Consider the following 23,759-nt stretch of genomic DNA (forward strand, 5'->3'; position numbering starts at 1 on the left):
TTACGCCTCCATTAATAATAATTCAGGATCATTTAATAAACGCTTAATATGGTTCAATGCATTTTGTGCCGTTGCACCGTCAATCATGCGATGGTCAAAGCTTAACGACAACGCCAACACCGGCGCGATGACAATTTCCCCATCACGGACGATCGGTTTTTCAGAGATGCGACCGATACCAAGGATCGCCACTTCCGGATGGTTAATGACCGGCGTGAACCATTGTCCGCCCGCAGAACCGATATTCGTGATCGTGCACGATGCACCTTTCATTTCATTTGGAAGAAGCTTTCCTTCACGCGCTTTCGTCGCTAACTCATTAATCTCTTTAGCGATCGCAAAAATCGATTTGCGATCCGCATGCTTCACAACAGGAACGAGAAGTCCTTTGTCTGTATCTGCTGCAATTCCGATATTGTAGTAATGTTTGTGAATGATTTCTTCGGTCGCATCATCAATCGACGTATTTAACGTTGGGAATTCGCGCAATGCCGATGTTAATGCTTTTACGACATATGGCAAAAATGTAAGCTTAATTCCTTTTTGCGCAGCGATATCTTTGAATTTTTTACGATGCGCAACCAATTTTGTTACATCCACTTCGTCCATTAATGTGACGTGCGGCGCAGTATGTTTCGAATTCACCATCGCTTTCGCAATCGCACGACGGATGCCGCTCATTTTCTCGCGTGTTTCAGGGAATTCGCCTTCAAGCACAACCGGTTGAGCTGCAGGCTTCGCTTCCGCTTTTGGAGCTGCTTTTTCTTCTGCAGGTGCTTGCGCTGCTTGAACTGTTTCTGCTTTTGTAGTAGCAGCTACTGCACCGCCGGCTAGGAACGCATCAATATCGCTCTTTAAAATACGGCCATTTTTCCCTGTCCCCTGTACAAGACGGATATCCACACCTTTTTCACGCGCATATTTGCGCACAGAAGGCATCGCAATGACGCGGCGGTTCGGATCTACTTCTGTTGCCGGTGCTGCTGGTTGCTGTGTTTGCGAAGCTTCTTCTTTTCTTTCTTCTGCTTTCGGTTCATCGTGATCTTGTCCTTTGAATTTTAAGTTTTCATATCCAGGGGCATCAAATGTCACGAGCGTTTGTCCGACGGTTGCAACCGTTCCTTCGCTCACTAAAATTTCCAATACTTTCCCTTTGACAGGTGAAGGAATTTCAACGACCGCTTTATCGTTTTGCACTTCGCATAGCACGTCGTCTTCGTTTACTTCATCCCCAGGTTTTATAAACCACTTGACAATTTCGCCTTCGTGAATACCTTCACCGATATCCGGTAGTTTAAATTCAAACGCCACTGTTTGTCGACCTCCTATTTTTCGCAATGCTAGGGAAATATTCTTCCTCCCTTTACATTAAAAATTCATTACTTTTTTCGCTGCTTCGATGACATCTTTAAAGTTTGGTAACCAAACAGGTTCTGCTTGTGAGAACGGATAAACTGTATCCGGTGCTGCCACGCGCAACACTGGCGCTTCTAGGCTAAGAATCGCCCGTTCATTAATTTCTGCCACAACGTTTGCCGCAATACCTGCTTGCTTTTGCGCTTCTTGCACAACGATCGCACGGCCTGTTTTTTCAACAGAACCGATAATCGTTTCGATATCGAGCGGTTGAACGGTACGCAAATCAACGACTTCCGCAGAAATTCCTTCTTTTTCAAGCTCGGCCGCCGCTTTTAATGACTCGTGCACCATCGCTCCGTACGTAATGATGGATACGTCTTTTCCTTCGCGCTTAATGTCCGCTTTGCCAATTGGAATTGTGTATTCCCCTTCCGGCACTTCTTGACGGAATGAGCGATACAGTTTCATATGCTCTAAGAAAATAACCGGATCATTGTCGCGAATCGCCGAAATGAGCAACCCTTTTGCATCGTACGGCGTAGAAGGAATAACGACTTTTAATCCCGGTTGCTGCGCCACCAATCCTTCTAAGCTATCCGCATGCAATTCTGGCGTATGAACGCCGCCGCCGAAAGGAGAACGAATCGTAATCGGCGCATGGTAGCGTCCTCCGGAACGATAGCGCATACGTGCCATTTGTCCCGAAATGGAATCCATCACTTCGTATACGAAACCGAAAAATTGAATTTCAGGAACCGGACGGAATCCTTGCAGCGCAAGCCCAATCGCAAGACCTCCGATTCCAGACTCTGCTAGCGGCGTATCAAATACACGATCTTCGCCAAATTCCGCTTGCAATCCTTCTGTCGCACGGAATACGCCGCCGTTTACCCCAACGTCTTCCCCAAACACTAACACGTTTGGATCGTTTTTCAATTCGATGCGCAATGCATCCGTGATTGCTTGAATCATTGTCATTTGCGCCATAGCCTATTTCGACTCCTTCTCTTTATAAATTTCATATTGCTCTTTCAAGTTAAATGGCATCTCTTCGTACATGATGCTCATTAAGTCTGTCACTTTTTGCTTCGGTGTTTCATCCGCTTTTTTAATCGCTTCTTTAATATCTTCTTTTGCTTGTTCAATCACGTTGTTTTCTTCTTCTTCGCTCCATAAACCTTTTTTCTCCAAAAACTTGCGGAAACGAACGATCGGATCTTTTTTCTCCCATTCGTTTTCAAGTTCCTTCGTGCGGTAACGAGTTGGGTCGTCTCCCGCCATCGTATGCGGGCCGTAACGGAAGCATAATGTTTCGATGAGCGTCGGCCCTTCGCCGTTGATCGCACGCGCACGAGCTTCACGCACCGCTACATAAACCGCTAACGGATCCATACCGTCTACTTGAATGCCTGGAATACCAGCCGCTACCGCTTTTTGAGCGATCGTTTGTGCCGCCGATTGTTTTTCTACTGGCGTCGAAATCGCAAAACGGTTGTTTTGCACAACAAAAATCGCTGGCGCTTTAAATGCTCCGGCAAAGTTGATCCCTTCATAGAAGTCCCCTTGTGATGCCCCGCCGTCACCTGTATATGTAATCGCTACCGCTTTTTTGCCGCGCTTTTTCATTCCTAAAGCAACACCTGCTGCTTGAATAATTTGTGCTCCGATAATAATTTGCGGTGGCAATACATTGACGCCTTCAGGAATTTGATTGCCGTGAAAATGGCCGCGCGAGAATAAAAACGCCTGATAAAGCGGAAGCCCGTGCCAAATCATTTGTGGAACATCACGGTAACCCGGCAAAATGAAATCTTCTTTTTCAAGCGCAAATTGGCTTGCAAGCTGGCTTGCTTCTTGCCCAGCTGTCGGCGCATAGAACCCTAAACGGCCTTGGCGGTTCAACGAAATGGAACGTTGGTCAAGCACGCGCGTATACACCATGCGGCGCATTAATTCCTTTAATTGCTCGTCGCTTAAATCCGGCATCGCCGCTTCGTTTACAATTTCGCCTTCTTCATTTAAAATTTGAAACGTTGGAAATTGTTCAGCAACTTTTTCAAGTTGTTCTTTTACATTAAATACGGATGTTTTTGCACCCATTCCATTCACCTCTACCTTTCTTGTATAAAAAATAAAAAATAAACATCTTCAGCGCTACATACAGCATTAATTTACCCAAATTTCATCATAAACAGACAACTTTCGTCGATCGCCATACCCCACAATGGAAATAGATAGCAAATAATTAAACTGTATCAATAATTTCAAAAAATAAATTAGTACAATTGTTACATTCATTTTAAGTTTACACCTTCTGCTATAGAACGTCAATTACTTTGACCTTCCTAAATTACACTATTTATATATTTTTAAAATAAAAAAATCTGTTGTAGTATATATTTAAATCTGTACTATAGTACTATTCATTCTGCTCATTTACATATGAAAAAAAGAGGCTGGCTCTAAAGGTGACCGGCTCTTAAACGGGACACAACATAGCTATTTCATGCGTATATATAACGATAAAAAAAGATGTCCCGTCACTTGGGACATCCTCATTTAAATAATCGTTTTTTCTCTTGATTGTACTGTTCTGTATAGTCGTTAAACCGCTCGTTGGCAGCTATCATTTCTCGATAGACGTCATTAATTTTATCCGTCTGTGCTTGCAATTGCTTTAGCGTCACATTTTCATTTTCAAAAAGACGATATAATTCCTTTTCTAATGTTAATGCCATATCATAATGAACATACACCTCTTCATATGCGGCATAGCGTCTTTCCATCACGCGAATCAAATGAAACACGCGTTGTTTGCTGGCTTGATCGCGCAAATGAGAAGCGTGTTCTTTTACAATTTGCAGTTTCTCTTTTGCTCTCTTCATGTTTTGGTGCTCAGCTTCGATTTGGTTTCTTCTTTTTCCGATGATCATTTGCGCCTTTTTTGACAATTGCGCGACTTTTGCAAATTGTTTCATTCCGACAGACATGATTTCGTTGTAAAGGGTTGTTTGCTCGCGTTCTAAACGGACAAGAGCTGCTTGCTGCTTGGCCATGTTGCGTTCATATTTTGCGATTTGTTCAAACGCATCCATCATTTCTTTTTCAGGCGCCGTCATGCTGCAAGCTTGTAGTAAAATAACAATAAGCATAAGCACTGCTTTCAACGCCCATTCCCTTCCTTCTATGAAATTTTATGTGCGCGGTTTACGCCAAACGGAAACGTTTGATAGACTTATCATGTATAAAGGAGTGAAAAACGATGATTACGATGAAAGATATCATTAAAGAAGGGCACCCGACATTGCGAAAAATCGCTGAAGCAGTCCCTCTTCCTGCCGCTGAAGAAGACAAGGAAATTTTGCGAAACTTGCTTGAATACGTGAAAATGAGCCAAGACCCAGACTTAGCCGCAAAATATGGACTGCGACCGGGAATTGGATTAGCAGCGCCGCAAATTAACGTTTCAAAACGAATGATTGCCGTTCATGTACAAGATGAAAAAGGAACGTTGTATAGTTATGCGCTGTTCAATCCAAAAATCACAAGCCATTCTGTTCAAATGTGCTATTTAACAAGCGGAGAAGGGTGTTTATCCGTTGACCGCGATGTTCCTGGCTACGTTCCACGCTATGCGCGGATTACTGTGACAGGTACGACTCTTGAAGGGGACCACGTCACCCTTCGTTTAAAAGGGTTGCCGGCGATCGTGTTTCAACATGAGATTGATCATTTAAACGGCATTATGTTTTACGATCACATCGACCAAGAAAACCCTTTTAAAGTTCCTGAAAACGCAATCCCGATTGAGCGATGATAGAAAAAGAAGGGCGGATGTGCCCTTCTTTATTTAATTAATTCCAACTGCATTAATCCGTATAAAATCCCTTCTTCATCGACCCGCTTTGTTACAAGGTCCGCTACCTTTTTCACTTCTTCTTTTGCATTGCCCATTGCTACTCCCGTGCCGACAAACTGCAACATTTCCATATCGTTTAATCCGTCGCCAAACGCGTATACGTCTTCTTTTGCAATTCCAATTCGTTCAATCAGCTTACGAATTCCTTCGGCTTTCGAACCGCCAGACGGCAGCACATCCGTTGACACGCTATGCCAGCGAACAAAATGAAACTCCGGATATGCGTTCACATATGCCTGCTCTTCTTCCGGTTTACAAAACAACAGCGCTTGATAAATATCGCGATTTTCATAATAAAGCGGATCAACGGGAGGGTGAGAAAATTTTAAGCTTCCCATGCTCACATGAATGTATGGATGATCTTCCACGCTTGCTCGCATGTCTTCTGCATCCATAAAAATAAGCGGATGCCCATTTTCATGAGCGTATTCCTTCAATTCGTGCAATTTGTGGCGATGTAAAGGATTTTTATCAATCACGTGTCCTTCAAAAACGACATACTGGCCGTTAAAACTAACAAAGGAATGAATTCCTAATTTCTCCCTTAAGTCCGCAAACATAAATGGAGCTCTTCCTGTGGCAATCGCCACATATATACCAGATGCTTTTAACGCTTCGATCGCACTAACGGCCGATGGCGGCAGCTCTTTATTTTCATCCAATAGCGTCCCATCGATGTCAAAAAACACAATCTTTTTACCCATAATTTCTCACCTTATATAATAAAAATCATTGCTTCATCATTACGTTAATGGAAAAAAGAAGAAATGTCAATTAAGAAAAGCTGAGACGTGTATATATTAGATGCAATTTGGAACTTCAACGTCTTCGTCTTTTATGGAGTAGCCGGTATTTTTCGGCTGTTCGGTCCTCTGTCACGCGAAGGCGTGACGGAGAAGTCACAGACTTGCCTCCGACAGTCGAAAAAATAGGGAGTCTGCTTTTTCGCCAGCCATAAGTTAAACCTCCCAGTTGTATTTATATAAAAAATCAAAATTCTTGCCATTTAGAAAAGCCATTCCAGCTTTCCCCATGAAAAACAAGCCTTCATATTCATATACTAAAAATGAGGACATTTACTTTCGACAAGAAATGAGTACAATAAGAAGTAGGGAGTGATGAGAGATGTTGAAAAAACTCAAGAAAAAGTTGCTCCAACAATGGAAAGATTTGCTCCGCAAAAAATCCATCGCTTAGCCTTGTAGCCCTTCTCAACAAGAAGGGCTTCTTTTAAAAGAGCCCATGAATGAAAGTATTTCATTTCGTCAAAGATGATAAAAGCCTTTTGGATCGTTTTTCATTTAAGATTAAGCGTATAGATACGGGAATAAAAAACATGAAAATCATCTACATTTTATATATAATGAAAAGGTTAAGGAAATTATCGGTCAGTAAGGAGAGATTTTGCAATGATTTTTAAAGTGTTTTATCAAGAAAATCCGGATGAAGTGCCTGTGAGAGAAAAAACGAAAACGTTGTATATCGAAGCGGAATCAGAGCGCGACGTACGCCAAAAATTGAAAAATCACACGATCAACATCGAGTACATTCAGCCGCTTGAAGGTACTCATTTAGAATATGAAAAACAAAGCCCAAATTTTAACGTATTGGAGATTTAGACCATGAAGTTCTTAAAAGAAAACCAAGTTGGCGTATTTGCTCTCGGCGGATTAGGAGAGATCGGGAAAAATACATATGGCGTACAATTTCAGGACGAAATTATTGTCATCGATGCAGGGATTAAATTTCCTGAAGAGGAATTACTCGGAATTGATTACGTTATTCCTGATTACAGTTATTTAGTAAAAAACGCAGAGAAAATTAAAGGATTATTTATCACTCACGGGCATGAAGACCATATTGGCGGCATTCCATATTTGCTTCGTCAAGTGAACGTTCCGATTTACGGAGGAAAGCTTGCCTTAGGGCTTATTCGCAACAAATTAGAAGAGCACGGACTATTAAGCCAAACAAAGCTCATTGAAATTAAAGAAGATGATATCATCCGCTTTCAAAAGACAGCGGTCACGTTTTTCCGTACGACCCACAGCATTCCGGATAGCTATGGAATTGTTGTGAAAACTCCTGCCGGGCAAATCGTGCATACAGGAGATTTTAAGTTTGACTTTACTCCTGTAGGAGAGCCGGCTAATTTAACGAAAATGGCGGAGATCGGAAAAGAAGGCGTTCTATGCTTATTGTCAGACAGCACAAACAGCGAAATTCCGCATTTTACGATGTCGGAGCGTCGCGTCGGTGAAAGCATCCACGATATTTTCCGCAAAGTCCAAGGACGAATTATTTTTGCAACATTTGCTTCAAATATTCATCGCTTGCAGCAAGTGACTGAAGCCGCTGTTCTGAACAACCGCAAAATTGCTGTGTTTGGCCGCAGCATGGAAGCAGCGATTGAAATTGGACAGCAGCTCGGCTACATTAAATGTCCGAAAGACACGTTCATTGACGCCGGACAAATCAACCGCCTTCCAGCGAATCGCGTTACGATTTTATGCACAGGAAGCCAAGGAGAGCCAATGGCGGCATTATCGCGTATCGCCAATGGCACACATCGACAAATTCAAATTATTCCAGGGGATACGGTCGTCTTCTCATCCTCCCCGATTCCTGGGAATACAGTCAGCGTGAATCGCACGATTAACATGCTTTACCGCGCAGGAGCGGAAGTCATCCACGGTCCGCTGAACGATATCCATACGTCTGGCCACGGCGGGCAAGAAGAACAAAAATTGATGATCCGCCTCATGAAGCCAAAATATTTTATGCCGATTCACGGCGAATACCGCATGCAAAAAATGCACGCTAAACTCGCCGTCGATTGCGGAGTACCCGAAGAGAACTGCTTTATTATGGATAACGGCGAAGTGTTAGGGATAAGCGAAGAAGAAGCAGGCATTGTCGGCAAAATTCCGTCCGGCTCTGTCTATATTGACGGCAGCGGCATCGGCGATATCGGCAACATCGTGCTGCGCGACCGCCGCATTCTTTCCGAAGAAGGGCTTGTCATCGTCGTTGTCAGCATCAATATGAAAGAATTTAAAATTGCCGCAGGACCTGATATTATTTCCCGCGGATTCGTCTATATGCGCGAATCAGGTGATTTAATTAGCGACGCCCAAGCGTTAATTACAAAACATCTCGAAAAAGTGCTCGAGCGCAAAACGAACCAATGGTCAGAAATTAAAAATGAAATTACAGACACCCTTGCACCGTTTTTGTATGAAAAAACAAAACGAAAACCGATGATCTTACCGATTATTATGGAAATTTAAAAAAAGCGAAGGCGCGCGTTCAACATCGGCAGGAAAGTGTTCTTCCGACGAGAAGCGCTTGCCGCTTCCACGGAGAAAGAACATTTTCCATGAGCTGCGCCTGCGATTGCTTCGCTCATGTCAGCGAAAATACTAATTCAAGTAGTGGGTACGCTGCGAGCCGAAGCTAGACAGCGATGCAAACTATCCATCAAAAAAAGCCGCTCATTATGGCGGCTTTTATTCATTGCTCACGACTTTTGCTTCAAAGCGATCGATGTCTTCATCAGCGCCAATCACAATTAACACATCCCCTTTGCGAATAATTTCCGATGCAAGCGGAGAAACGATGACTTGGTTTCCACGCTTAATGGCAACGATATTAATTCCATAGCGGGCGCGAATATCGAGTTCAAGCAGCGAATGTCCATCAAGGCGGTCGCTTGCTACAATTTCTACGATGCTGTGCACGTCGGAAAGCTCCAAATAATCAAGAACGTTGTTTGAAATAATGTTATGCGCGATTCTTTCCCCCATATCGCGTTCCGGATGAACAATTTGATCGGCGCCAATCTTTTTCAACACTTTTTCATGATAATCATTTGTCGCTTTCACTGTAATATTTTGTACTCCGAGCTCTTTTAAAATCAGCGTCGTTAAAATGCTTGCTTGAATGTTGTCGCCAATTGCCACAATGACATGATCAAAATTGCGAATGCCTAAACTTTTTAATACCGCTTCATCGGTCGAGTCGCCAACAACCGCGTGGGAAGCGATCGAAGCATATTCATTGACGCGGTCTTCATCAATGTCAATCGCCAATACTTCCATTCCTTGCTCGCTTAATGTGCGACAAATGCTACCGCCAAAGCGGCCAAGCCCAATGACCGCAAACTGCTTCTTTTTCACATCCATTCCCCCAATACTAAGTTGGACCTGCTATACATTTCAACTGTAATATGTCAGCAAAAAAAATGCAAATCCATAAGTGTTGATGATTATCCATTATTTTAATAGAAAACACACAATCATATGGCTGAACACAAGCTTTTCTGCCGTAGTCGGCAAGCGGTTCGCTATGCTTGCTGTACGCATGCCCTCCTCGAACAATGAACGCTTTAGGGAAGAGGCAGAAAAGCTAGAAATAGAGCGATGTCAACTTGTTTTTATTGGTTGATCAACGCGCCTGTGCAAATCAAAAAAGGAACTAGCCTGACAGCATAGCCCCTTACGCAAAACTATTCGGCTTTTTCGTTTTCCTCTAATACGCGGTTGACGCGTTTTTCTAGCATTTTCATTCCGCTTCCCCCGCTTGGAAATGGCGTAGTTTTCCTTCTGCATCAAACACATAGTAAGCAGGAACATACTCGTTTCCAAACGCATCCGTAATTTTATGTTCGTTATCAATTAAAATCGGCTGTGTAATGCCGTGTTCTGTTCTTCTGCTGTTTGTTTGACAAGCTCGATACTCAAGTCGTTTTCTGAACGCGGCATATGAACTGCTACTACGTTCAATTCATCTTTATAGCGGTCGCGAAACTCGTTTACTTGTGGCATCACTTCTTTGCAAAGATGGCAGCTCACCGATCAAAAATGAATGAGCGTCGGTTTTTTTCCAATTAATTCTTGTCTTGTTACTTCACCATTTAAATAAGCAGTTGCTTCGCTCAATTCAGGCATTGGTTCACGTAGTTTCATTATTTTATCCCTCCATACAATCAAAGGCCTAACATGACGTTAGACCTTCCTTATACTTCTAATGTTTTTTGACCTGGTTTCCAGTTTGCAGGGCAAAGGCCGCCTGTTTGCAATGCTTGAAGCACGCGCAACACTTCATCGACATCGCGGCCGATGTTGTTATGATGAACAACTGCGTATTTTAACTCACCTTCTGGATCGATGATGAATAAACCGCGAAGCGCAATTCCTTCTTCTTCAATCAATACGCCATAATCGCGAGATACTTGATGGTTTGTATCCGCTGCCAATGGATATTTAATTTCGCCAAGTCCGTTTTCTGTGCGCGGCATGTTGATCCACGCTTTATGAGAATATACAGAGTCTGTCGATACGCCGATGACAGCAGCATCTAAATCTGCAAATTCGTCGTAGCGGTCAGAAATGGCCGTAATTTCTGTTGGGCATACGAACGTGAAGTCTAATGGATAGAAGAAAAGAACGGTCCATTTTCCGTTTCTCATGTTTTCTTCTAAGCTGACTGTACCAAAATCGCCGTTTGGTAAAACAGCTTTCATTTCAAAACGTGGAGCTTGTTTACCTACCATACGTTCTGCCATATGATCCCTCCGGCAATTATTTTTATTAGGAAAACAAAATATGTTTTCTCAATCATCTAGCTTGTATCCACATGCAATTACGCTAAACACAATATTTTTAGTCAATATTAAAATTAATTTACAAAGATATTTGTTTTTCGCATTTCATCCATGCCTTCTAACCTTATTTTACTAATGAACAACAGTTGCAAAGAAAAAGACTAGGAAATGCGCCTAGCCTTTTTACGCACCGTTCTAGCGCAATTTTTCTTCAACTTTTTCGCACACTTCTTCCGCCGTTAAACCGCTTGCCTCAACCACAGCACCTGACGTGACAGTGTTTTGAATGCCCATAACGTTGGAATCTTGCCCGGTCACCACACAGCAATCGCATCCTTTGGCGTCGCTTTCCTGCCGGAGCGGAACGACTTCATGCCCTCTTTCTTTTAATGCGGTTTGTACGTTTGTTAATGATGGTTCTACACCTATTTTCGCCATCATCATCCACCTCCTCACTTCTATAATGTGTCTTAATGAAGGTGAAAATATGCGAAAATTAATTGTTTCCTTTCCATGAAATATACGAAGCCAGCAACGAAATCGCTTTATCAATAGCACGTTCATCAGGTGCAAGCTTGGCATGATGCAATCCGTATGGTGAATCGACACCGAGCCAAAACATAAACCCTGGAATTTTAGCAAGCATGTAGCCAAAATCTTCGCCTGTCATCGCTTCTTTGCAACGGACAACATGAACGTCCGAAAGCTGTTTGGCAAAGTTCATAAATTCTTTTGTCAATGTCTCATCATTATACACTTGATGGTAAAGCGAACCGTAATCGATCGTTGCCTCGCATTGGTAAGCGATTTCGATGCCTTTCACAATCGCTTCAATTCGCTCTTTTACTTTTTGCATCGATTCGACCGATAATGTGCGAATCGTGCCTTCTAAGCGAGCACGTTCCGCAATGACATTTTGCACCGTCCCCCCAGAAATTTTCCCGATCGTAATGACGGCGCTATCAAGCGGATCGACGTTGCGCGCGACAATTGACTGAAGCTGTGTGACAAGCGAACAAGCCGCGACGACCATATCGTTCGCTAAATGCGGAAATGCTGCATGACCGCCTTTTCCTTTCAGATCAATAAACAGTTCTGATGTATTCGCAAATAACAATCCTTCTTTCGTCGCAATCGTGCCAACCGGATATTCTGGGGCGATATGTAAAGCGACGATCATATCAGGCATCCATTGTTTCATCGTGTCGCTTTCAAGCATCGGCAAGGCGCCGCCCGGACCTTCCTCCGCCGGCTGAAAAATGAATAGCAGATCGTCACGGATCGGATGATGAACAAAATGCGTCAACACGCCAAGAGCAATGCTCATATGAAAATCATGACCGCACGCATGCATGTTCCCTTCATGCTCCGAACGATACGATACATCGGTGTCTTCTTTAATTGGCAAGCCATCCATATCGGCGCGATAAGCAATTGTTTTAGTCGGTTGCAGACCATGAATTTTAGCAAAAATGCCTGTTCGCCATGTTTTTACTTCGAGCCGCTCTTGAGGCAATGTAGAAATGTAGTCTAATAAGTATTGCTGTGTTTTAAATTCTTGAAAGCCGAGCTCAGGAATTTTGTGCAAAGCACGGCGAATCGAAACAAATTGACTCATCTTCGTCCTCTCCTTTGCAAAAAAGCGTGGAATATCTCCACGCTTAACATCTCCATTTTTCTTAAACTGTCTAGCTCCAGCAGGCAGACCATTTCCGCTTTTCTTATAATTGACGCAATTCTTGTTTGATTTCTGTTTTAGATTTTGTTTTTTCGTCGATTTGCTTAATGACGCGAGCTGGTACGCCGGCAACCACTGTGTACGGAGGCACGTCTTCAATGACGACGGCACCAGCTGCTACCACCGCACCTTTTCCTACTGTCACTCCTTCTAAAATGACCGCGTTCGCACCGATGACAACATCATCTTCTACGATGACAGGCTTGGCAGAAGGCGGCTCAATGACTCCTGCTAATACGGCACCAGCTCCAACATGGCAGTTTTTCCCTACCGTTGCCCGCCCGCCGAGCACCGCATTCATATCAATCATCGTACCTTCGCCTACAACGGCACCGATATTAATGACCGCACCCATCATAATGACCGCATTATCGCCAATTTCGACTTGGTCGCGAATGATCGCGCCTGGTTCAATGCGCGCTTTAATTCCTTTTAAATCGAGAAGGGGAATGGCCGAGTTCCGGCGGTCGTTTTCGATGACATAATCTTCAATGCGATCTTTGTTCGCTTCTAGCGCTGCTTGAATTTCTTGCCATTCGCCAAATACAACGCCCGTATTTCCCGTAATAAATGTTTTGGAATTTGCACCAAAATCAATTCCTTCTAAATTTCCTTTTATGTATACTTTGACAGGTGTTGCTTTTTTGCTGTTTTGAATAAACGCAATAATTTCGTTTGCATCCATCATTTTCATTGCAGCATCCTCCTCTTTTGTTCTCTTATTTTTTTACTTTAGCAAAACAAAGTTCACGCTGACAAGCATAAATTTAATTTACGACTCACGGTGATTAAAGCGGCGCAGCTGTTTATTGAGACGTTTTAATACTTCGCGTCTTGTAAAAATCCCTTCAAAATAACCGTTTTCGTTTTCGACGCAAACGAACGGATGGTTCACAACCAGTTCGATTCCTTTCATGATATCGTCATTCAAGGAGAGCCGTGGAATGTCTTTATTCATCACTTCTTCTACTTTCATCTTTTCTAATCGCTCAAATTCGATTCGCTCGAGCCCTAAAATGGCATCCATGATCGCCGTCATGCTAATGAGTCCATGAAGTTTATACGATGTATCGAGCACAGGAATCGCGGAATAGCCCGTTTTTGTTAATACTAACAAAGCGTGATCTAAATAATTTCCGATTTGAACGTGGGCAACTTTGTCAGAAGGAATAAGGAATTGCGCAATCGTCTTATCTAAAAATTGCTTGCTATTGAAACTGATCATGCTCATTTTCCGCCTTTCTCTTATACTTCCTACCTTTTTAGTTTAACATACTCAACGCGTTTACAAAAAAAATAACTACCGCCTTAAAGCGATAGTTCCTCACGAATTCGATGATACAGCTTCACTAAATTTTTATATCGCGCTTCGTCGGCTTGTTTGTACCCGTTTTCAATATCAGCGAGTTCACTGCTAATAATCTCCAATGCATAGTGCTGGGTAAATAACACATCCAACAACAAATTTTGTTCGTCTAAAGACAATCGTTCGGGCCATTGTTTCTTCATAAACTACTCCTCCTTGCTATCGTCCATTAGAGTATATATTCAAAAAAGCGAAAAAAAGTCCAAAAAATAAAAAGCCTTCGCTAACGGGAAGACTTTTTTAGCCTTTACTTGTGTAAACATTGCGCAACACAAAGCGGCAAGAAGGACATGTATAAATGACATTTTCGTTCGACTGTGCTGTTAACACATCTTCTAAATGCGCCTGTTTTTGACATATCGGACACATGACAACAGGTCGTTTCACCATTATATCGCCTCACCTTTTTCATTTAGCAGTTCAAAAATTTCGATGGCAATCATATCAATGTTGTCAAATTGATACGTTTTCGGCTTTTTCCCCTTTTCATACACTTCTAGCATGAACATGTCGTTTTTGGCTAAATACGTGACGCTGCATTTTCTCTCACCATTCACTTCAAAATTTCGTTGTGGTGCTTCACTTCCATTCGTTTCTTGATCGCGAAGGTGCATCAAACGTTGGATAATTCCTAACAATTGAGACATAAACTCTTCCCCTTTCTTCCGGACAACGAGCTGCTTATAGTATGAGCTCGAATAACAGTAAAAATAAGCGCATATCGCTGTTTCTTTCCATCCCTATTATAACAAAAAAGGCAATCCTTTCATAGGACTGCCCGTTGTGTATCTTACCATCCTGTATTCATGGCTAAATAAATAATCGATCCAGCTGCTAATAACCCTGCCAAAAGATACGCTAAAAGAACAGGGTTACGAATATAAGGATGCTCTTGTATTTTTTCATTCACTGGCGCATCATGTTCTTCTTGCAGCTTTTGACGTCTGCCGAGTGAATACGTATACACAAATCCAATGACAGCAATGAACAGTACAAGTATTGATAATATAAATGAAAATTGTGCCATCGTATTTTCACCTCACGCTTACTTTTCCACAAGCGCTTTATTTTATCCATTGTTAATAATGGGCGTCATGCTCAAATAAGTAGCTGTAAGATAAATCGATAAACAAATAATGACGCTCGTCAATCGGATACGAATACGTGCGAATTGTTTCCCCCGTTTCGATATCCGCATACAAATCGGAAAGAATTCCCCGTCTTCGTGAGCGCATCCGAATAATGTTTTCTAAAAAATACGGGCGCCAACTCCAGTTTTTCATATAATACTCAGGCTGTAATTCCCACGTATCATTTCGTTTAAAAATGTTAGCCGACTGTTGAAACCCATCTTCATCGCATATATAGACACGAAAGCATGCATCACCAAGCTCCGCCGCTAAGAAAGAAATAAGTTCATTAAAGTCAGTAGCTTTTTTGTATTTCGCTAATAGTGTTGTAACTCGCTGCTGAAATTGTTCTGAAATGTTATACAGCGTTTGCAGCTTTTTCTTTTCTTGCTGAATAAAATGATGGCACTCTTGGCGCAGACGCTCTTTTAAAAAGTCAGACGGCAATAGGTTTGGAGACGGCTCCGCTAAATAATAGCCTTGATAATACCGGCCCCCGTTTCGCCAAGCGTATTGCAGTTGAAACGACGCTTCAATATCCTCATATAAAAGGGTCGCACCGATTTTTCTCGCCAGCAATGAAATAGAATAGAGCACGTCTTGATATGAATAGCTGATCGATGTTTTTCGCAATTCGCGCAAATCAATTTTTAAAATGTCCGGTGCTAACAAGCTGATTCGCTCGAGATTGCTGCTATGTTCCCCAATATTATCAAGGGCAATTTGAATGCCATATGTACGAATATACATTAATAAATGGCTAAGCTGACTGAAGTCCCCCTTAAAATGCTGCTCATTTATTTCTAACACAATGCGATCAAGCGGCAGTCCTTTTTCTTCATACTGAAAAAGAAGTTTTAAAAATGACTCCGCGCGATCGAGCATCAATAAGTTCGCATCGCGATTGAGAAAAATGAGAGTCGAACAGTCGTCAATGGCAAGAAAATGATCGAGCGCTTTTTTTGTCACCGTTTCATCAACTTCCAAACGAAATTCTTCTGGAATCGTTTCATCATGAAAAAACGGCCCTAAACTATGTACATGTTCTCCTGACTTGTATCTGCCCAACACCTCATACCCAATCACACGATGTTCATCTGCGCTAAAAATAGCTTGGTAATACGGTATGACATGTTGTAAATTAGCTACAATATCTAATGCATCCACGTTGCTCCCTCCTTTTTTTTGCACTCGTCATTTTGCATATTATACCATATGACTCCCGTACCTCATAAAGAAAAAATCGCGGCCGTACTATATAAATACAACTGGGAGGTTTAACTTATGGCGGACGAAAAAGTAGACTCCCTATTTTTTCGACTGTCGGCGGCAAGTGTGTGACTTGCCTTCGTCACGCCTTCGCGTGACAGAGGACCGAACAACCAACCGCTTCACAGACAAATGCATTTGTCTGGAAGCGGTGTTGTTCGGTCACCCGACAGTCGAAACATACCGATTACTCCATAAAAGACGAAAACGTTAAAGTTCCAAATTGCATTTATATATTATTGTAAAAAAGCGAGCGGTTTCGTATAATTGAAACCGCTCATTTTTTTATTAGAATGGGTGCTGGTTCAGCCATTGTCCTCCGTCTATCGTAATGCATTCCCCATTAATGTAAGCCGCTTCATCCGAAAGTAAAAATGAGGCGAGGGCAGCAATTTCCTCCGGCGTACCAAGCCGGCCGAGCGGAACGCTCTCTAATGTTCGCCTCGCTGCTTCTTCTGATTCCCAAAGCCGCTCTGCCCCTCCTGTCCGTTCAACCGGACCTGGAGCGATAGCGTTCACGCGGATTCCGTATTTTCTCCCCCATTCGACCGCAAGCGTCCGCGTCATCGCTAATACCCCTGCTTTCGCGCACGCCGAATGAATGACGCCCGCTCCTGCATTCCATGCATATGTAGCCACCATGTTGATGATCGAGCCTTTTTGGCCTTTATTAATCCAATAATTCCCCACTTCTCGGCTGCAATAAAACGTTCCGTTTAATACAATATTAATGACGCTATTCCAACCGTTAATCGACAACTTTTCTGCTGGGCAAATAAAATTGCCGGCGGCGTTGTTGATTAATGCATCGATTTTTCCAAACTCCGCATCGGTGCGCTTGACCATTTCCGCCACGAGCTCCGGATCGCGTACATCCATTTGAATCGGCAATACGTTTCCGTTCGGTGATTCAATTTCTTTTTTCGCTTCTTCTAATGCCTCGAGCTTTCTCCCAGTGATGACGACATTAGCTCCTTCTTCTACAAATCGTTTCGCCATATATTTCCCCATACCGCTTGATCCGCCCGTTACGATGATAACTTTTCCCTTCATACCTCTCCCCCTTAAAATGACTGATTATTCATTCATTTTTATTGTACCATAAATATACATAATTTTCTAACATTTCTTTTATTGATTTGTTGCTTTTCTGTTCCGCTTTTCCATTTTATAATATAACTAATTGTGAAAGGACGTATGGAAAATGAAAATGATGACTCCAATAACCAGAAGAACGTTTCTCAAAAAAAGTATCCTTTCTTTGTTAGGCGGCATGTTCGTTACTTCCTTCGGCTATTATTACGCCCGTTTTATCGAGCCAAACCGGCTTACAATCACCAGCCATTCCATTTTCCATCCACTGATTCCAAAAAGCTTTGACGGCGTGAAAATCGTCCAGTTCAGCGATACACATCTCGGCCATTATTATTCGCTTGCACATCTTCGCCGCATCGTCAAACAAATCAACGATATCAAGCCGGATCTCGTCTTTTTTACAGGGGATTTAATGGACGCGCCAAACAAATACCGTTACGCGGATGACATCATTCCCATTTTTGCAGACATTCGCGCTCCGTTTGGAAAGTTTTGCATTTACGGTAACCACGACCACGGCGGATACGGGACTCGTTTGTACAGGAAGGTTATGACCAAAGCCGGATTTCGCATGCTGGTAAATGAGCATGTCTTAATTGAACAGATCGACCAAAGTAAAATCGCTATCGCCGGCGCTGACGATCTTATGCTCGGCAAACCAAATTTTGATGATATGCTAAAAAAGATTCCGCCATCGACGTATACGATTTTGCTGTTGCATGAACCGGACGGAGCGAAAGAAGCATCCCGTTACGGTGTACATTTGCAACTATCCGGCCATAGCCACGGTGGACAAATTCAGCTCCCGTTCATCGGTCCGCTCATTACACCGCCGCTTGCCGTCCAATATTACGAAGGATTTTATCAAATTCAAGACATGACTCTTTATGTCAACCGCGGCTTAGGCACAACGAGAATGCCGTTTCGTTTTTTAACTCCTCCTGAACTGACTGTGTTTACATTAAAACATCAACCACCCTCGTCATAGGGTGGTTGATTTAAAAAAGCGTATAGGCAAGCGCAAACAACGCAATACTTCCAAAGATGGAAGCAACAATATATAAAAAGGCAAATACATACTGTCTTTGCCGCAACAGCTGCACCGCTTCAAGACTAAAAGTCGAAAACGTCGTAAATGCTCCAAAAAAGCCGACAGTCACAGCCGTTGGAATTGATAGATGGTAATTGAGCGCTAGAGCCGTCATCACTCCCAATCCGAAAGAACCGAGCCAGTTCACAATAACCATAGCAAGCGGAAACGCTCGAATGTTCACGCGAGCCGCCAACCACGCTCCAAACCAATAACGGCAGTATGCGCCAATCGCTCCTCCTAATGCAATGGCGATAAATTTCAAGGCGCTTCTTCCTTTCGTGCAAATTGTCCAGTAACCAGTAAGCCAATCCAGCCGGCCGCAAGCCCTGCGACAAGTGAAATCGCCACATAAACAAAGCTTGTCCATATGTATCCATTCGTAAACAGTTGAACAGCTTCCTTGCTGAACGTTGACATCGTTGTCAAGCCGCCGCAAAAGCCAGTGCCGATCACTGCTTTCACCCAATCGGCAAGCGGCTTTTTCATCACATATCCCGTCAATATTCCTAAAATAAACGAACCGACCATATTCACAAGAAAGGTAGCAATCGGCCATGGCGATTCGATCACCGTGCTGATCATATAGCGGCTGACGGCGCCAACCGCCCCGCCAACTGCCACAGCAACCCCTATTTTCCACATTCCGTTCATGCTTTTCTTCCCTTTCTATTCCTCGTCTTCGCTCACACGGTACGCCATGTTAAAGAGCCATAGTTGGCTATCGATTTCTTGCTCTCCCTCCACCCGTTTTACATAGTGATAATCTCCATTTTCATCTTGCTCGCGCGCTTTCACGTTATCGGCAAGTAAAATCGCTAAAATTTTCATAATTCTCTTTTTCAAATGTTCGGCGAAAATCGGGAATAAAATTTCTACTCGCTTTTCCATGTTTCGCGTCATCATATCGGCCGATGATAAAAATACTTTTTCTGCTCCATTATGATGAAAATAATAAATGCGGCTATGTTCGAGAAAACGGCCGACGATGCTGCGAACGCGAATCCGGTCGCTTACCCCCGGAATGCGCGGACGCAGGCAGCAAATGCCGCGCACGATTAAATCGATGTCCACCCCTGCCTGCGAAGCTTCATATAATTTCATGATAAGCTCTTTATCAGTCAATGAATTCATTTTCGCGATAATGCGCCCGTTTCCATACTCGCGATGAAAACGGATCTCCTCATCAATAAGACGAATAAAATCGCGGCGAAGGTCGAACGGTGCAACAGATAAATAATGAAAATCAGGCTTTTCCATATAGCCACTTAAATAGTTAAAAAAGTTCGTCGCATCTTCACCGATTTCACGATTGGACGTAATCAGCCCTAAATCAGTGTAGAGCTTTGCCGTTGCGTCGTTATAATTTCCGGTTCCTAAATGAACGAAGCGCTCAATTTTTCCGTTTTTCTGTCTGACAATGAGCGTAATTTTGCTGTGCGTTTTTAAATGCGTAATGCCATAAATCACGTGGCAGCCCGATTTCTCTAATTCCTTTGCCCATTGCACGTTATTTTCCTCATCAAATCGCGCTTTCAACTCGACAAGAACGGTCACTTGTTTTCCGTTTTCCGCCGCTCGTTTCAGCGCTTCAATAATCGGCGAATCGCCGCTGACGCGGTAAAGCGTTTGTTTAATTGCCAGCACGTGCGGATCATCCGCCGCTTCGGAAACGAAATCAATAACCGGTTCAAACGACTCGTACGGATGATGAAGCAAAATATCTTGCTCCGTCGCTTTTTCAAAAATATCTTCATCGGAATCTAAATCTTTTGGTGGCTGCGGGATGAGCGTTTCGTATACTAAATGCTCTTTATACGCCGCCAATCCTTTATAGAAATGAAAGAAAAACGTAAGGTCAAGCGGACCGTCGATTTGATACACGTCCTTTCCATGAATCTCAAGTTCTTCTAGCAAATAATGTAAAATAAATGGATCAAATCCATCTTTCCTCATTTCAAGACGAACAGCTGCTCCCCATTTTCGCTTTTTTAATTCTTTTTCAATTTCTTTTAATAAATCGCGCGCCCCTTCTTCGTGGATCGTCAAATCGGCATTGCGGGTGATGCGAAATGGCGTCACCGAAATGACGGTATATCCTTTAAACAACATCTCAATATGAGCCGTAATGACATCTTCAAGCAAAATATACACAAACTCGTCGCGATCAGACGGAAGGCGGATAAAACGATTTAACACAGACGGTACTTGGACAATCGCCAATTTTCGCCGTTCGTCTTCTTCCTCCTCGTCATCATCAAGCACGACCGCTAAATTTAAACTTTTATTTAATAACATCGGAAACGGCCGGTATGCGTCAACAGCCATCGGCGTTAATACTGGAAATATTTGTTCTGTAAAATAGGTGCGCAAAAATTCGCGCTGTTCCACTGTTAATTGAGTGACGGAAACAAACCGAATATCCTCTGTTTCTAACATTGGCAACAACACGTCATTATAAAGGCGGTATTGCGATTTTACAAGCTCGTGTACTTTCTCGGAAATTTTTTTCAGCTGCTGATTCGGTGTCAATCCTGCTTTGTTTTCTGGCTTGTTAAACCCCGCTTTCACTTGGTCTTTTAATCCAGCGACACGCACCATAAAAAATTCGTCTAAATTCGAGCTGAAAATCGCTAAAAACTTCAATCGCTCAAGAAGCGGATTCCGTTCATCAAACGCTTCTTGCAATACGCGTTCGTTAAAAGCAAGCCAACTTAATTCTCGATTGTTATAATAGTTCGGATTGTTCAGTTCCATCTCGTTTCCCTACCTTACTTTTGGTGAAAACGTAATTCAATTGGCCGTTTAAATATTTTTTCAACGTGTTTTTTATTTTTTTCCGCTTGATACTCTTCAGCACGAAAATCGCCGTCGCAATATATATCCATAATCATCGCACCGTTTTGTTCCGAAAGCTTAACTTGCTTTACAATTTTTCGTTTCGTATCATTTAAACTGTACGCAAATTTCACAAGTGCCCCGAGCACGCGAATATGTTTCTGCTCTTCTTTTGTAAACCAGTCATCAAATGGAGCGATATATTGCTTAAACAATGGTTTGTTTTTGTAAGAAGCGATCAACGCGAGCTTGACGCGGTCTTTATGCATCAACCCGTCAATCGTGCGGTTTGCTAATATGTAAAACGTATGTTGGCTGCTCGCTTCTTCGTCAATATATTGCCCTAAATAAAAGACGTGGGCCGCCCGTTTCATATCGTGAATATCTTCATCCGTAAGCGAATATAGTTGAAGAGAACGAATTTGTTCGACTAGCTGCGCAATTAAGTGGTTGACATGCTGGACGTCGTCCAAACGAATGTCATAGTCTTGCGCCAGTTCGAAAAAACTTTCTTGCAGAACATTTGGAAACACGCGAGTACCAAATGGCTGAATCAGTTCTTCATAAAAAATTCCATCGCGAAGTCCTTTCCGGCTTAATACAAATGAGGTAGCGTCAACAATTTCATACAAAACGCGAAACACTTCCAATGCCGGAATGATTAAATCCGCACGATCTTTTGATAATCCTTCTAATTTTTGGATTTCTTCAAACGGTAGCGATGTTAATAGTCTTCGGACTTCTAGCAAATGCTTCCGTTTCATCTCGTATTGATGAACGCCAGCGAGCGGGTATTGCTTCATGAGCTGGTGAACTTGCACAACGTTTCTCGCGCTTCCCCCCATTGCAACAATGGGAACTTTCTTCCCTAAAAGCCATGGTAACGATCGAAACTGTTCCGTCAAATAGGAAGAAAGCCGCGCAATCTCTTCATTCGTCGGAACGTTTCCAGAAACAAACGCTTGCTTTAGCGATAAAGCACCAAACGGAAAGCTATATGATTCGAGCAGCTGGCGGTCTTTATAATATGTCACTTCCGTGCTTCCGCCGCCGATGTCGACCGTTACCGCTTCTGTAATCATCGTAGAATTAACAACCGCAAGAAAACCGTAATACGCTTCTTCTTCTCCAGTGAGCACCCGAATGCGAAAATCGGTATTCGCTTCCACTAAATCAACAATTTCTTTTTGGTTTTTAGCTTGGCGGATCGTTGCTGTCGCCACGCATTTGACGCGATCTAACTGGTGATGGCGCGTAATTTCTTGAAAGCTCCGCAGCGTATCAAGAAGAAGCGACACTCCTTCATCGTTTAATATATGTTCGTCCGTTAAATAATTGCGTAACCGTGCGACCACTTTTACATTTTCAATTTCCCGTAGCCGTCCGCTTTTTTGCCGTTCATAAATAACTAGGCGAATCGTGTTCGATCCAATATCGATAATCCCGTATTTTTTTTTCATGATCGTTCATCCTTCATTAACCATGAGTGTTGATTATCCATTATTTTACTAAAAAACATAGAAGCATATGGCTGAACACAAGCTTTTCTTCCTCTTTCCTCGAACAAGAACGCCAGCGGGCAAATGTCATTTGCTCGCAAAGCGTTCTTGTTCGAGGAGGGCATGCATACAGCATGCCCAGTCGGCAAGCTGAGCTTAGCCGACTACGGCAGAAAAGCTGGGAATAGAGCGATATCAACTGGTTTTTAATGGTTAATCAACACGCCTGTTTATTAACTTTATTTTCATTATATCACATATTGCAAACAAATGTTCATGATGTATAATAAAGGTATTAGACAAGCCTAATGAAAAGGAGACGAGTTATGGAACGTTTAGAACCAACGATAGACAATTTGGCAAAAGCGATTTTTACCGTGAATCGTCATGCAAAAACCGCATTAAACCCTTCGTTTTTATATCTTTTAAAGAAAAAAGCGATTGAAAAGCTGCTTGATGAGGGGAAAGCAAAAAAAGTCGGGCTTCATTTTTCACCTAATCCAAAGTACAGCCAGCAGCAATCCGATGTTCTTGTAGCCGTTGGCGAATATTATTTTCACATTCCTCCAACAAAAGAAGACTTCGCGACACTTCCACACCTTGGCGCATTAAACGGTTCATATCGCAATCCTGTCGTTAAAATGTCGCTTTCCCAAGCGAAAGCATTGTTACAATCGTATACTGGCATTACAGAAGCTTCGAAGCAACCTTCAACGAAAAAACCGTACCAAAAACCGATATTCAAACGGCTTGGCGAGCGATAACAACTGAACGATCCTATCGCATTCAGTTGTTATCATTCATTACAATCAATCTAATTAGTCACTCCGTAGCTCGTAGCTATATAGATA

26 protein-coding genes and 1 pseudogene are annotated in these 23,759 nt (G+C 42.7%); 5 read left to right on the forward strand and 22 right to left on the reverse strand.

Annotation, left to right across the window (positions count from 1 at the left end):
* The 4 genes from HNQ34_RS04530 to HNQ34_RS04545 form a co-directional block, all read right to left on the reverse strand.
* Complete coding sequence (locus tag HNQ34_RS04530; protein WP_183251993.1) at positions 1–1,311, reverse strand: dihydrolipoamide acetyltransferase family protein; 1,311 nt, start codon at positions 1,309–1,311, stop codon at positions 1–3.
* 57 nt (positions 1,312–1,368) lie between these two features.
* The gene (gene pdhB, locus HNQ34_RS04535; RefSeq protein WP_183251994.1) at positions 1,369–2,346 is read right to left on the reverse strand and encodes a pyruvate dehydrogenase complex E1 component subunit beta; all 978 of its coding nucleotides are present in this window, start codon (positions 2,344–2,346) and stop codon (positions 1,369–1,371) included.
* 3 nt (positions 2,347–2,349) lie between these two features.
* Positions 2,350–3,459 (reverse strand): pyruvate dehydrogenase (acetyl-transferring) E1 component subunit alpha, encoded by a 1,110-nt coding sequence (pdhA, locus tag HNQ34_RS04540; RefSeq protein ID WP_183251996.1) that lies wholly within the window; start codon positions 3,457–3,459, stop codon positions 2,350–2,352.
* Positions 3,460–3,914: 455 nt separating this feature from the next.
* Positions 3,915–4,517 carry a YkyA family protein gene (locus HNQ34_RS04545; protein WP_312856098.1) on the reverse strand — a complete coding sequence of 201 codons (603 nt, stop codon included), beginning with the start codon at positions 4,515–4,517 and terminating at the stop codon, positions 3,915–3,917.
* A 104-nt stretch (positions 4,518–4,621) separates the two neighbouring features.
* Here HNQ34_RS04545 and def point away from each other — a divergent pair, with 104 nt between their 5' ends.
* Positions 4,622–5,176, forward strand: a complete 555-nt coding sequence (gene def / locus HNQ34_RS04550; RefSeq protein ID WP_183252001.1) for a peptide deformylase — start codon at positions 4,622–4,624, stop codon at positions 5,174–5,176.
* Positions 5,177–5,205: 29 nt separating this feature from the next.
* Here def and HNQ34_RS04555 read toward each other — a convergent pair whose 3' ends face one another.
* Positions 5,206–5,982 carry a Cof-type HAD-IIB family hydrolase gene (locus tag HNQ34_RS04555; RefSeq protein WP_183252003.1) on the reverse strand — a complete coding sequence of 259 codons (777 nt, stop codon included), beginning with the start codon at positions 5,980–5,982 and terminating at the stop codon, positions 5,206–5,208.
* A gap of 705 nt (positions 5,983–6,687) precedes the next feature.
* Between HNQ34_RS04555 and HNQ34_RS04560 the strand changes: the two genes are divergently transcribed.
* Both HNQ34_RS04560 and rnjA read left to right on the forward strand, forming a co-directional pair.
* Positions 6,688–6,897: a DNA-dependent RNA polymerase subunit epsilon gene (locus HNQ34_RS04560; protein ID WP_183252005.1), complete on the forward strand. Its 210-nt coding sequence runs from the start codon at positions 6,688–6,690 to the stop codon at positions 6,895–6,897.
* 3 nt (positions 6,898–6,900) lie between these two features.
* The gene (gene rnjA / locus HNQ34_RS04565) at positions 6,901–8,568 is read left to right on the forward strand and encodes a ribonuclease J1 (protein ID WP_183252007.1); all 1,668 of its coding nucleotides are present in this window, start codon (positions 6,901–6,903) and stop codon (positions 8,566–8,568) included.
* Between the two features lie 219 nt (positions 8,569–8,787).
* Here rnjA and HNQ34_RS04570 read toward each other — a convergent pair whose 3' ends face one another.
* The 13 genes and pseudogenes from HNQ34_RS04570 to fadH all read right to left on the reverse strand — a co-directional run bounded on the left by HNQ34_RS04570 (position 8,788) and on the right by fadH (position 17,439).
* Positions 8,788–9,456: a potassium channel family protein gene (locus HNQ34_RS04570; protein WP_312856094.1), complete on the reverse strand. Its 669-nt coding sequence runs from the start codon at positions 9,454–9,456 to the stop codon at positions 8,788–8,790.
* A 329-nt stretch (positions 9,457–9,785) separates the two neighbouring features.
* A pseudogene (locus tag HNQ34_RS04575) lies at positions 9,786–10,245 on the reverse strand (TlpA family protein disulfide reductase).
* Between the two features lie 50 nt (positions 10,246–10,295).
* Positions 10,296–10,844 carry a peroxiredoxin gene (locus HNQ34_RS04580; protein WP_183252011.1) on the reverse strand — a complete coding sequence of 183 codons (549 nt, stop codon included), beginning with the start codon at positions 10,842–10,844 and terminating at the stop codon, positions 10,296–10,298.
* Positions 10,845–11,078: 234 nt separating this feature from the next.
* Positions 11,079–11,321, reverse strand: a complete 243-nt coding sequence (locus HNQ34_RS04585; RefSeq protein ID WP_183252231.1) for a YkuS family protein — start codon at positions 11,319–11,321, stop codon at positions 11,079–11,081.
* Positions 11,322–11,379: 58 nt separating this feature from the next.
* Positions 11,380–12,501, reverse strand: coding sequence for an N-acetyldiaminopimelate deacetylase (locus tag HNQ34_RS04590; protein WP_183252013.1), 1,122 nt, complete (start codon positions 12,499–12,501; stop codon positions 11,380–11,382).
* Positions 12,502–12,604: 103 nt separating this feature from the next.
* Entirely contained in the window at positions 12,605–13,315 is a 711-nt protein-coding gene (dapD, locus tag HNQ34_RS04595; RefSeq protein ID WP_183252015.1) for a 2,3,4,5-tetrahydropyridine-2,6-dicarboxylate N-acetyltransferase, read from the reverse strand.
* A 78-nt stretch (positions 13,316–13,393) separates the two neighbouring features.
* Positions 13,394–13,846 carry a cyclic-di-AMP-binding protein CbpB gene (gene cbpB / locus HNQ34_RS04600; RefSeq protein WP_183252017.1) on the reverse strand — a complete coding sequence of 151 codons (453 nt, stop codon included), beginning with the start codon at positions 13,844–13,846 and terminating at the stop codon, positions 13,394–13,396.
* Positions 13,847–13,929: 83 nt separating this feature from the next.
* Positions 13,930–14,130 carry an antirepressor AbbA gene (gene abbA, locus HNQ34_RS04605; RefSeq protein WP_183252020.1) on the reverse strand — a complete coding sequence of 67 codons (201 nt, stop codon included), beginning with the start codon at positions 14,128–14,130 and terminating at the stop codon, positions 13,930–13,932.
* Between the two features lie 97 nt (positions 14,131–14,227).
* Positions 14,228–14,377, reverse strand: coding sequence for a hypothetical protein (locus HNQ34_RS04610; protein ID WP_183252022.1), 150 nt, complete (start codon positions 14,375–14,377; stop codon positions 14,228–14,230).
* The gene (locus tag HNQ34_RS04615) at positions 14,377–14,634 is read right to left on the reverse strand and encodes a YkuJ family protein (protein ID WP_183252024.1); all 258 of its coding nucleotides are present in this window, start codon (positions 14,632–14,634) and stop codon (positions 14,377–14,379) included. Before HNQ34_RS04615 ends, HNQ34_RS04610 begins: the two co-directional genes overlap by 1 nt.
* A gap of 143 nt (positions 14,635–14,777) precedes the next feature.
* The gene (locus HNQ34_RS04620) at positions 14,778–15,014 is read right to left on the reverse strand and encodes a hypothetical protein (protein WP_183252026.1); all 237 of its coding nucleotides are present in this window, start codon (positions 15,012–15,014) and stop codon (positions 14,778–14,780) included.
* Positions 15,015–15,066: 52 nt separating this feature from the next.
* Positions 15,067–16,284, reverse strand: a complete 1,218-nt coding sequence (locus HNQ34_RS04625; RefSeq protein WP_183252028.1) for an EAL domain-containing protein — start codon at positions 16,282–16,284, stop codon at positions 15,067–15,069.
* A 390-nt stretch (positions 16,285–16,674) separates the two neighbouring features.
* On the reverse strand, positions 16,675–17,439 hold the full coding sequence (gene fadH / locus HNQ34_RS04630; RefSeq protein ID WP_183252030.1) for a 2,4-dienoyl-CoA reductase: 765 nt from the start codon (positions 17,437–17,439) through the stop codon (positions 16,675–16,677).
* Positions 17,440–17,599: 160 nt separating this feature from the next.
* Here fadH and HNQ34_RS04635 point away from each other — a divergent pair, with 160 nt between their 5' ends.
* Positions 17,600–18,469, forward strand: a complete 870-nt coding sequence (locus HNQ34_RS04635) for a metallophosphoesterase (protein WP_409978356.1) — start codon at positions 17,600–17,602, stop codon at positions 18,467–18,469.
* 10 nt (positions 18,470–18,479) lie between these two features.
* Here the strand turns inward: HNQ34_RS04635 and crcB (HNQ34_RS04640) are convergent, their stop codons facing one another.
* The 4 genes from crcB (HNQ34_RS04640) to ppx are packed head-to-tail and all read right to left on the reverse strand — an operon-like array spanning position 18,480 to position 22,869.
* Positions 18,480–18,836 (reverse strand): fluoride efflux transporter CrcB, encoded by a 357-nt coding sequence (gene crcB / locus HNQ34_RS04640; protein WP_246363787.1) that lies wholly within the window; start codon positions 18,834–18,836, stop codon positions 18,480–18,482.
* On the reverse strand, positions 18,833–19,225 hold the full coding sequence (crcB, locus tag HNQ34_RS04645; RefSeq protein WP_246363789.1) for a fluoride efflux transporter CrcB: 393 nt from the start codon (positions 19,223–19,225) through the stop codon (positions 18,833–18,835). Before crcB (HNQ34_RS04645) ends, crcB (HNQ34_RS04640) begins: the two co-directional genes overlap by 4 nt.
* A 15-nt stretch (positions 19,226–19,240) precedes the next feature.
* On the reverse strand, positions 19,241–21,328 hold the full coding sequence (locus HNQ34_RS04650) for an RNA degradosome polyphosphate kinase (RefSeq protein WP_183252036.1): 2,088 nt from the start codon (positions 21,326–21,328) through the stop codon (positions 19,241–19,243).
* Between the two features lie 14 nt (positions 21,329–21,342).
* Positions 21,343–22,869 (reverse strand): exopolyphosphatase, encoded by a 1,527-nt coding sequence (gene ppx, locus HNQ34_RS04655; RefSeq protein ID WP_183252038.1) that lies wholly within the window; start codon positions 22,867–22,869, stop codon positions 21,343–21,345.
* Between the two features lie 365 nt (positions 22,870–23,234).
* Between ppx and HNQ34_RS04660 the strand changes: the two genes are divergently transcribed.
* On the forward strand, positions 23,235–23,672 hold the full coding sequence (locus HNQ34_RS04660) for a YkyB family protein (protein WP_183252040.1): 438 nt from the start codon (positions 23,235–23,237) through the stop codon (positions 23,670–23,672).
* The last annotated feature ends 87 nt before the right edge of the window (positions 23,673–23,759 follow it).

Source organism: Anoxybacteroides tepidamans, from assembly GCF_014201465.1.
Taxonomy (GTDB): domain Bacteria; phylum Bacillota; class Bacilli; order Bacillales; family Anoxybacillaceae; genus Anoxybacteroides; species Anoxybacteroides tepidamans.

Bases quoted from the DNA above. Each gene is read 5' to 3' on its own strand.
- pdhB (WP_183251994.1), bottom strand. From the start codon at position 2,346: ATGGCGCAAATGACAATGATTCAAGCAATCACGGATGCATTGCGCATC.
- pdhA (WP_183251996.1), bottom strand. From the start codon at position 3,459: ATGGGTGCAAAAACATCCGTATTTAATGTAAAAGAACAACTTGAAAAA.
- def (WP_183252001.1), top strand. From the start codon at position 4,622: ATGATTACGATGAAAGATATCATTAAAGAAGGGCACCCGACATTGCGA.
- HNQ34_RS04555 (WP_183252003.1), bottom strand. From the start codon at position 5,982: ATGGGTAAAAAGATTGTGTTTTTTGACATCGATGGGACGCTATTGGAT.
- HNQ34_RS04560 (WP_183252005.1), top strand. From the start codon at position 6,688: ATGATTTTTAAAGTGTTTTATCAAGAAAATCCGGATGAAGTGCCTGTG.
- rnjA (WP_183252007.1), top strand. From the start codon at position 6,901: ATGAAGTTCTTAAAAGAAAACCAAGTTGGCGTATTTGCTCTCGGCGGA.
- HNQ34_RS04580 (WP_183252011.1), bottom strand. From the start codon at position 10,844: ATGGCAGAACGTATGGTAGGTAAACAAGCTCCACGTTTTGAAATGAAA.
- HNQ34_RS04585 (WP_183252231.1), bottom strand. From the start codon at position 11,321: ATGGCGAAAATAGGTGTAGAACCATCATTAACAAACGTACAAACCGCA.
- HNQ34_RS04590 (WP_183252013.1), bottom strand. From the start codon at position 12,501: ATGAGTCAATTTGTTTCGATTCGCCGTGCTTTGCACAAAATTCCTGAG.
- dapD (WP_183252015.1), bottom strand. From the start codon at position 13,315: ATGAAAATGATGGATGCAAACGAAATTATTGCGTTTATTCAAAACAGC.
- cbpB (WP_183252017.1), bottom strand. From the start codon at position 13,846: ATGATCAGTTTCAATAGCAAGCAATTTTTAGATAAGACGATTGCGCAA.
- abbA (WP_183252020.1), bottom strand. From the start codon at position 14,130: ATGAAGAAACAATGGCCCGAACGATTGTCTTTAGACGAACAAAATTTG.
- HNQ34_RS04610 (WP_183252022.1), bottom strand. From the start codon at position 14,377: ATGGTGAAACGACCTGTTGTCATGTGTCCGATATGTCAAAAACAGGCG.
- HNQ34_RS04615 (WP_183252024.1), bottom strand. From the start codon at position 14,634: ATGTCTCAATTGTTAGGAATTATCCAACGTTTGATGCACCTTCGCGAT.
- HNQ34_RS04620 (WP_183252026.1), bottom strand. From the start codon at position 15,014: ATGGCACAATTTTCATTTATATTATCAATACTTGTACTGTTCATTGCT.
- fadH (WP_183252030.1), bottom strand. From the start codon at position 17,439: ATGAAGGGAAAAGTTATCATCGTAACGGGCGGATCAAGCGGTATGGGG.
- HNQ34_RS04635 (WP_409978356.1), top strand. From the start codon at position 17,600: ATGACTCCAATAACCAGAAGAACGTTTCTCAAAAAAAGTATCCTTTCT.
- crcB (WP_246363789.1), bottom strand. From the start codon at position 19,225: ATGAACGGAATGTGGAAAATAGGGGTTGCTGTGGCAGTTGGCGGGGCG.
- HNQ34_RS04650 (WP_183252036.1), bottom strand. From the start codon at position 21,328: ATGGAACTGAACAATCCGAACTATTATAACAATCGAGAATTAAGTTGG.
- ppx (WP_183252038.1), bottom strand. From the start codon at position 22,869: ATGAAAAAAAAATACGGGATTATCGATATTGGATCGAACACGATTCGC.
- HNQ34_RS04660 (WP_183252040.1), top strand. From the start codon at position 23,235: ATGGAACGTTTAGAACCAACGATAGACAATTTGGCAAAAGCGATTTTT.